General features: G+C 71.6%; 5 protein-coding genes. 2 read left to right on the plus strand and 3 right to left on the minus strand.

Annotated features, from left to right (window positions below; genetic code table 11):
- On the plus strand, nt 1-1,720 hold a 1,720-nt coding region (locus tag ACWGE1_RS39520; RefSeq protein ID WP_453425304.1), incomplete at its 5' end, for a tetratricopeptide repeat protein.
- 56 nt (nt 1,721-1,776) lie between these two features.
- Here ACWGE1_RS39520 and ACWGE1_RS39525 read toward each other — a convergent pair.
- The 3 genes from ACWGE1_RS39525 to panB all read right to left on the minus strand — a co-directional run bounded on the left by ACWGE1_RS39525 (nt 1,777) and on the right by panB (nt 4,628).
- Nucleotides 1,777-2,628 (minus strand): ABC transporter permease, encoded by an 852-nt coding sequence (locus ACWGE1_RS39525; RefSeq protein ID WP_453425305.1) that lies wholly within the window; start codon nt 2,626-2,628, stop codon nt 1,777-1,779.
- Nucleotides 2,625-3,638: an ATP-binding cassette domain-containing protein gene (locus tag ACWGE1_RS39530; RefSeq protein ID WP_453425306.1), complete on the minus strand. Its 1,014-nt coding sequence runs from the start codon at nt 3,636-3,638 to the stop codon at nt 2,625-2,627. Before ACWGE1_RS39530 ends, ACWGE1_RS39525 begins: the two co-directional genes overlap by 4 nt.
- Before the next feature lie 120 nt (nt 3,639-3,758).
- Nucleotides 3,759-4,628: a 3-methyl-2-oxobutanoate hydroxymethyltransferase gene (gene panB, locus ACWGE1_RS39535; protein WP_453425307.1), complete on the minus strand. Its 870-nt coding sequence runs from the start codon at nt 4,626-4,628 to the stop codon at nt 3,759-3,761.
- A gap of 288 nt (nt 4,629-4,916) precedes the next feature.
- Between panB and ACWGE1_RS39540 the strand changes: the two genes are divergently transcribed.
- Nucleotides 4,917-5,945 (plus strand): endonuclease/exonuclease/phosphatase family protein, encoded by a 1,029-nt coding sequence (locus ACWGE1_RS39540; protein ID WP_453425308.1) that lies wholly within the window; start codon nt 4,917-4,919, stop codon nt 5,943-5,945.
- Nucleotides 5,946-5,993 lie beyond the last annotated feature (48 nt).

Here is a 5,993-nt window from a genome sequence, read left to right on the forward strand (position 1 = left end):
GAGGCCACCCTCGCCGCGCTCGGTGCCCGGGAGACCAAGCTGCGACCTCGCCGCCGCCGAGGCCGTCTGCGCCGACCCGTCCGACCCCGCCTCCTACGACGCCGCCGACGTCCTCGGCTCCCTCGTCGACAAGTCCCTCGTCGTGGCCGCCCCCGGACCCGACGGCCGCGGCATGCGCTACCGCCTGCTGGAGACGGTCGGCGAGTACGCGGCCGAACGCCTCGCCGAGACCGCCGGCGACCGCGAGGCCACCGAGCACCGTCACCTCGTCCACTACCGCGAGTTCGCCCGCACCACCGAGCCGCTGCTGCGCGGCCACGGCCAGCGGGCGGCCACCGACCGGCTCGCCACCGAGTACGAGAACGTGCGTACCGCCCTGCGCCGGGCCATCGCCGTCCGCGACGCCGACGAAGCCCTGTGCCTGGTCCACTCGCTCGGCTGGTACTGGCACATGCACGACCTGCGCTCCGAGTCCCGGCACTGGGCCGAGGCCACCGCCGCCCTCGGCCCCAACCCCTTCGAACCGCCCTTCGTCCCCGCCGAGCCCGTCTACGAACGGCTCGTCGACACGCCGCCGCCCTACTCCGGCGAAACGCGCGCCGAGGGCTGGCGCGCCCTCAACCTGGTCCTGCTGGCCTCCCGCGACCAGACCAACGAGACCTGGAGCACCCCCTCGGTCCGCGCCCTGATCGACGGGGTCCTCGCCACCTACCGGCCCGGGCTGCCGCAGACCTGCCGGACCCCCGCCTCCCTGTGGATCTACGCCGTCATGATCGCCGGCGACCCCGGACTGCTCCAGAGGGTCGTCGACGCGACCGTCGAGACCGCCCGCGAGCTCGGCTACCGCTGGGAGCTGGCCTCCGGACTCCAGCTGCGCGCCAACATCCTCGCGAACCGGGCCGACTGGGCCGGGGACGCCTCGCGCGACGCCGACGAGAGCCTGTCCCTGTTCCGCGAACTCGGAGACGCCTGGGGCTGCGCCGAGGCGCTGTCCGCCCGCGCCGAGGCCCGGGAGAAGCGCGGCGAGTACGCACTGGCAGCCCGCGACTTCCAGGAGGCCATCGCCTACGCCGAACGCCTCGGCGCCATGGCCCAGGTGACGGTGCTGCGCGTACGGATGGCCGGGACGCTGACCGAGGCCGGCCGGATCGAGGAGGCCGAGCAGATCCTCACCGAGATCACCGCCACGGTGCAGCAGTACGGCAACGAGGCCATGCCCGCCGCCCGGATGTTCCTCGCGGGCATCCTCGGCCGCACGGGCCGCATCCCCGAGGCGCGTGGCCAGCTGCAGCTCCTGCGGGACGAGTTCGCCTTCGGCGCGTTCGCCATCTTCGACGGCTTCCTGCTCGGCACGATGGCCTGGCTGGACAACCGGGAGGGGCTGTACGAGGAGGCCCTCGGCCGGCTGCGCCAGGCCATGGACACCGCCCTGGACCCGATGGCGCGGATGGTGGCCCCGCAGATGCCCGCGGTCCACCTGCTGACGGCCTCCCTCTCGCTGGTCTCGCTCGGCGGCCCGCGCCGGGAGTACGACGCCGCCAGGCTGCTGGGCGCCTACCGGGCGCAGCTGCCTCCCGCGCACTTCCCGATCACGATGGAGCGCGAGGACCATGCCCGCGCCCAGGAGCTGGCCCGGGCGGCGCTGGGCGACGCCGTCTACGAGAAGGCGTACGCCGAAGGCGGCGGCCTCTCCCTGGAGGAGGCCACCGCCCTCATCTGACCCGGCCCCCGGCCGGTGTCCGTCCGGGACGCGATCCGAACGGATCGGTCCGCGGGTCAGGTCTTCTGGCGGAACTTCCGTACCGCGAGCGGCATGGTGACCGCCGTGATGGCCAGCGACCAGACCAGGGTCATCCACACCGAGTCGCCGACCGGAGCGCCGTTGATCAGGGCGCGGGCGGCGTCCGCCAGGTTCGACAGCGGGTTGTAGTCCGTGAAGGACTGCAGCCAGCCCGGCATCGTGGTCGGCGGGGCGAAGATCGAGCTGCCGAACTGCAGCGGCATCAGGACCATCATTGCCATGCCCTGGACGGCCTGCGGGGTCTTCAGGGTGAGACCGAGCAGGACGAAGATCCACATCAGCGAGGCGCCGAAGACGGCCGACAGCCCGATGGCGAGGAACAGGCCCATCACCGGACCCTTGATCGACAGGCCGAGCAGGAAGCCCACGGCGAGCAGGATGGCGATGGCGACCATCATCCGGCCGAGCTCGACGACGATCTTGGCGATGAGCACCGACGACCGGGCGATGGGCATGGACCGGAACCGGTCCATGACGCCCTTCTTGAAGTCGTCGTTGACCCCGGTGCCGACACCCATGGCGATGTTCATGCCCATCATGGCCATCAGGCCCGGCACCACGTAGTTGACGTATTCCGCCTGGTTGCCCTTGCCGGAGATCGCGCCGCCGAAGACGAACACGAACAGCAGCGTGAAGATGATCGGCATGAACACGACGTCGAACATCGACTCGGGATCCTGCTTGATCTGCAGGGCGTTGCGGCGCACCAGGGCGCCGATGTGCCGCAGGTTGCCCCGCAGACCGATCCGGCCCTCGCCGTGCGTGGCGGCCACCGGGGCCGGACCGGGCGCGGTGGGAGCGGGCTTCGTCGTGGTTACGGTGCTCATGCCGCGACCTCCTCGGTCTTCTCGGTGGGAACGGAGTCCTCGACGGAGGCGGGCTTCTGGCCGGTGATGGCCAGGAACACCTCGTCGAGGCTGGGCAGGTAGGTGCCGAGGTCGGCGATCGCGTACCCGCGGGAGGCCAGCAGGCCGACGACGGCCGTCAGCTGCTCGTCGCTCAGGATCGGGACCAGCAGCACGCCCTCGTCCGGTACGGCCTGGCTGCCGGCCACGCCGTCCAGTCCGGCCTCGGCCAGCGAGCGGGCCATGCCCGGCAGGTCCGAGGCGGCCACGGGGCGGATCTTCAGGGTGCGGCCGCCGACGCGCGCCTTCAGCTCGTCGACCTTGCCGTTGGCGATGACCTTGCCGCGGTCGATGACCGTGAGCTCGCTGGCGAGCTGCTCGGCCTCCTCCATGTACTGGGTGGTGAGCAGCACGGTGGCGCCCTCGGCGACGAGACGCTGGACCTCGTCCCACACTTCGTTGCGGGTGCGCGGGTCGAGCCCGGTGGTCGGCTCGTCCAGGTAGAGCACGGCCGGGTTGCCGATCAGTGAGGCCGCCAGGTCCAGCCGGCGGCGCATGCCGCCGGAGTAGTTCATGGCGGCCTTCTTCGCGGCCTCGGTCAGGGAGAAGCGCTCCAGCATCTCGTCCGCGCGCAGGCGGGCGTCCTTGCGGGAGAGGTCGAGCAGCCGCCCGATCATGTAGAGGTTCTCCCAGCCGGAGAGCTTCTCGTCGACCGAGGCGTACTGGCCGGTGAGGCCGATGGTGCGGCGCAGCTGCCGCGGCTGGCGGACCACGTCGAAGCCGGCGACGGTCGCGGTGCCGGCGTCCGGGACGATCAGGGTGGACAGGCAGCGGACCAGCGTGGTCTTGCCGGCGCCGTTGGGGCCGAGGACCCCGAGGACCGTGCCCTCCCGGACGTCCAGGTCGACACCGTCGAGGGCCTTGGTCTCGCCGTAGTGCTTGACCAGCCCCCGTACCTCCACGGCGTTGGGCTTGTTGTCGTTTCGCGTCATGGCCTCATGGGACCAGCCGCCACTGACAAAGCACCGACAGCCGACCGACAAACGTACGACAGGCATACGACAGCCCGCCGACCGTGTGTCGGCGGGCTGTCGGAGCGGTCGCTCAGCGCATCAGTGGAAGGCGTGCTCCGCCTGCGGGAACGTTCCGCCGACCACGTCCTCGGCGAAGGCCCTCGCCGCGCCGGTCATGGTCTCGCGCAGCTGCGCGTACTGCTTGACGAACTTCGGCATCTTCCCGCCGGTCAGGCCCATCATGTCCGTCCACACCAGAACCTGCGCGTCGCACTCCGCGCCCGCGCCGATGCCGACGGTCGGGATGTGCAGGGACCGGGTGACCTCGGCGGCCAGCTCGGCCGGAACGAGCTCCAGCACCACGGCGAACGCGCCCGCGTCCTGCGCCGCCTTCGCATCGCGCAGCAGCCGGTGCGCGGCCTCGTCGCCGCGCCCCTGCACCCGGTAGCCCATGGCGTTGACCGACTGCGGGGTCAGACCCAGGTGGGACATGACGGGAATGCCGGCCTGCACGATCAGCTCGGTCTGGGCCAGCGAGCGCTCGCCGCCCTCCAGCTTCACCGCTCCGACCCCGGCCTCCTTGACGAGACGGGTGGCGCTGCGCAGGGCCTGCACCGCGCCCTCCTGGTACGAGCCGAACGGCATGTCGCCGATGACCAGCGCACGGCTCGTGCCGCGCACGACGGCCGCCGAGAGCATGGTCATCTGGTCCATCGTCACCGGGACGGTGGAGTCGTAGCCGAGGTGGCAATTGCCCATGGAGTCGCCGACGAGGATGACCGGGATACCGGCCTCGTCGAAGACGGACGCGGTCATCGCGTCGTAGGCGGTGAGCATGGGCCACTTCTCGCCGCGTTCCTTGGCGAGGGTCAGGTCGCGGACGGTGATGCGCCGGGTGCCCGTGCCTCCGTACAGGGTGGGGGAGGCCGCGGCTGCGGGTTCGCGGGCAGGCGAAACGGCATGCGTCATTGCAACTGCTCCTTGTGTCATCTCGAGGCGCCCTCACGGCGTCCCCGGACTCACCCCCCATGGTGGCATCCGCGTGGCCGAAGGCGGAAGTGGGCGGAGGTGCGAGCCCGGCCACGGGATCCAATGTGCGCGTTTCGTGACAAGCGGAACCTGCTGCGCACGGCCGTTCGTCCTCCCGGACGTACGACCGTGACAGGCGGTCGTGAGGTACGGCACGGAAGGCTCCGGTTCATCGCCTAGGGTCAAGGGGCGGGGACGGAGCGCGAGCACGGCAGTGAGGGCAGTGGGATGGCACAGGCGTACATGACGGAGTCGGGGAACGGCGGCTCGGAACCCGAGCCCTCCGGAACCCGCCTCCGGCGCCGGCTGACCGAACTGCGCAGGGACCCGGGGATCTGGCGGCGCGGACTGGTCCTCGCCGCGATCGCGACGCTGCTCTCGCTGGTCATGATCTTCCACGCCGAGCTGCCCAACGACGTGGGCAACCTCGGCAGCCTCACCGAGACCTTCCTGCCCTGGCTGGGCCTGGCCGTCCCGCTCCTGGTGGCCGGCGCCGTCTACCGCAGGTCAGCCACCGCGCTCATCGCGATCGTGCTGACGGCCGCGGTGTGGACGAACCTCTTCGGCGGCCTGGTGAGCGACAAGTCCGGCCCCGGCGGCAACCTGACGGTCGCCACCCACAACGTCGACGCCGACAACCCCGATCCGCGCGGCACCGCCGAGTCGGTCGCCAAGTCCGGCGCCGACGTCCTGGCCCTGACCGAGCTCAAGGGCGCCGTCGTCCCCGTCTACGAGAAGGCCCTCGCGGCCACGTACAAGTACCACTCCGTCGAGGGCACCGTCGGCCTGTGGAGCAAGTACCCCCTCAGCGCCAGTGCGCCCGTCGACATCCGGATGGGCTGGACCCGGGCCATGCGGGCCACCGTCACCACCCCCCAGGGGCAGGTCGCCGCCTTCGTCGCCCACCTGCCCTCGGTCCGGGTCAAGATGAACGCCGGCTTCACCGCCAACCAGCGCGACGACAGCGCCGACGCGCTGGGCGCCGCGCTCGCCGCCGAGCCGCTGAAGAAGGTCATCCTGCTCGGTGACCTCAACGGCACCATGAACGACCGCGCCCTGTCCGAGGTCACCTCGCAGATGCGCTCCACCCAGGGCGCGGCGGGCGACGGCTTCGGCTTCAGCTGGCCGGCGCAGTTCCCGATGGCCCGGATCGACCAGATCATGGTCCGCGGGATCCGGCCGGAGGCATCCTGGACCCTGCCCCGCACGGGCAGCGACCACCTGCCCGTCGCGGCCCGGGTCACCGTGAAGCCCTGAGGACCCGCTCCCGTCGTATGCGAAAGGCCCCGGCCGCTCCCCGAGGGG

This window comes from Streptomyces sp. NPDC054932 (genome assembly GCF_053610205.1).

What these genes read in the sequence shown, in the direction of transcription:
- ACWGE1_RS39530 (WP_453425306.1), bottom strand. Translation starts at nt 3,638, where the DNA reads ATGACGCGAAACGACAACAAGCCCAACGCCGTGGAGGTACGGGGGCTG.
- ACWGE1_RS39540 (WP_453425308.1), top strand. Translation starts at nt 4,917, where the DNA reads ATGGCACAGGCGTACATGACGGAGTCGGGGAACGGCGGCTCGGAACCC.
- ACWGE1_RS39525 (WP_453425305.1), bottom strand. Translation starts at nt 2,628, where the DNA reads ATGAGCACCGTAACCACGACGAAGCCCGCTCCCACCGCGCCCGGTCCG.
- panB (WP_453425307.1), bottom strand. Translation starts at nt 4,628, where the DNA reads ATGACGCATGCCGTTTCGCCTGCCCGCGAACCCGCAGCCGCGGCCTCC.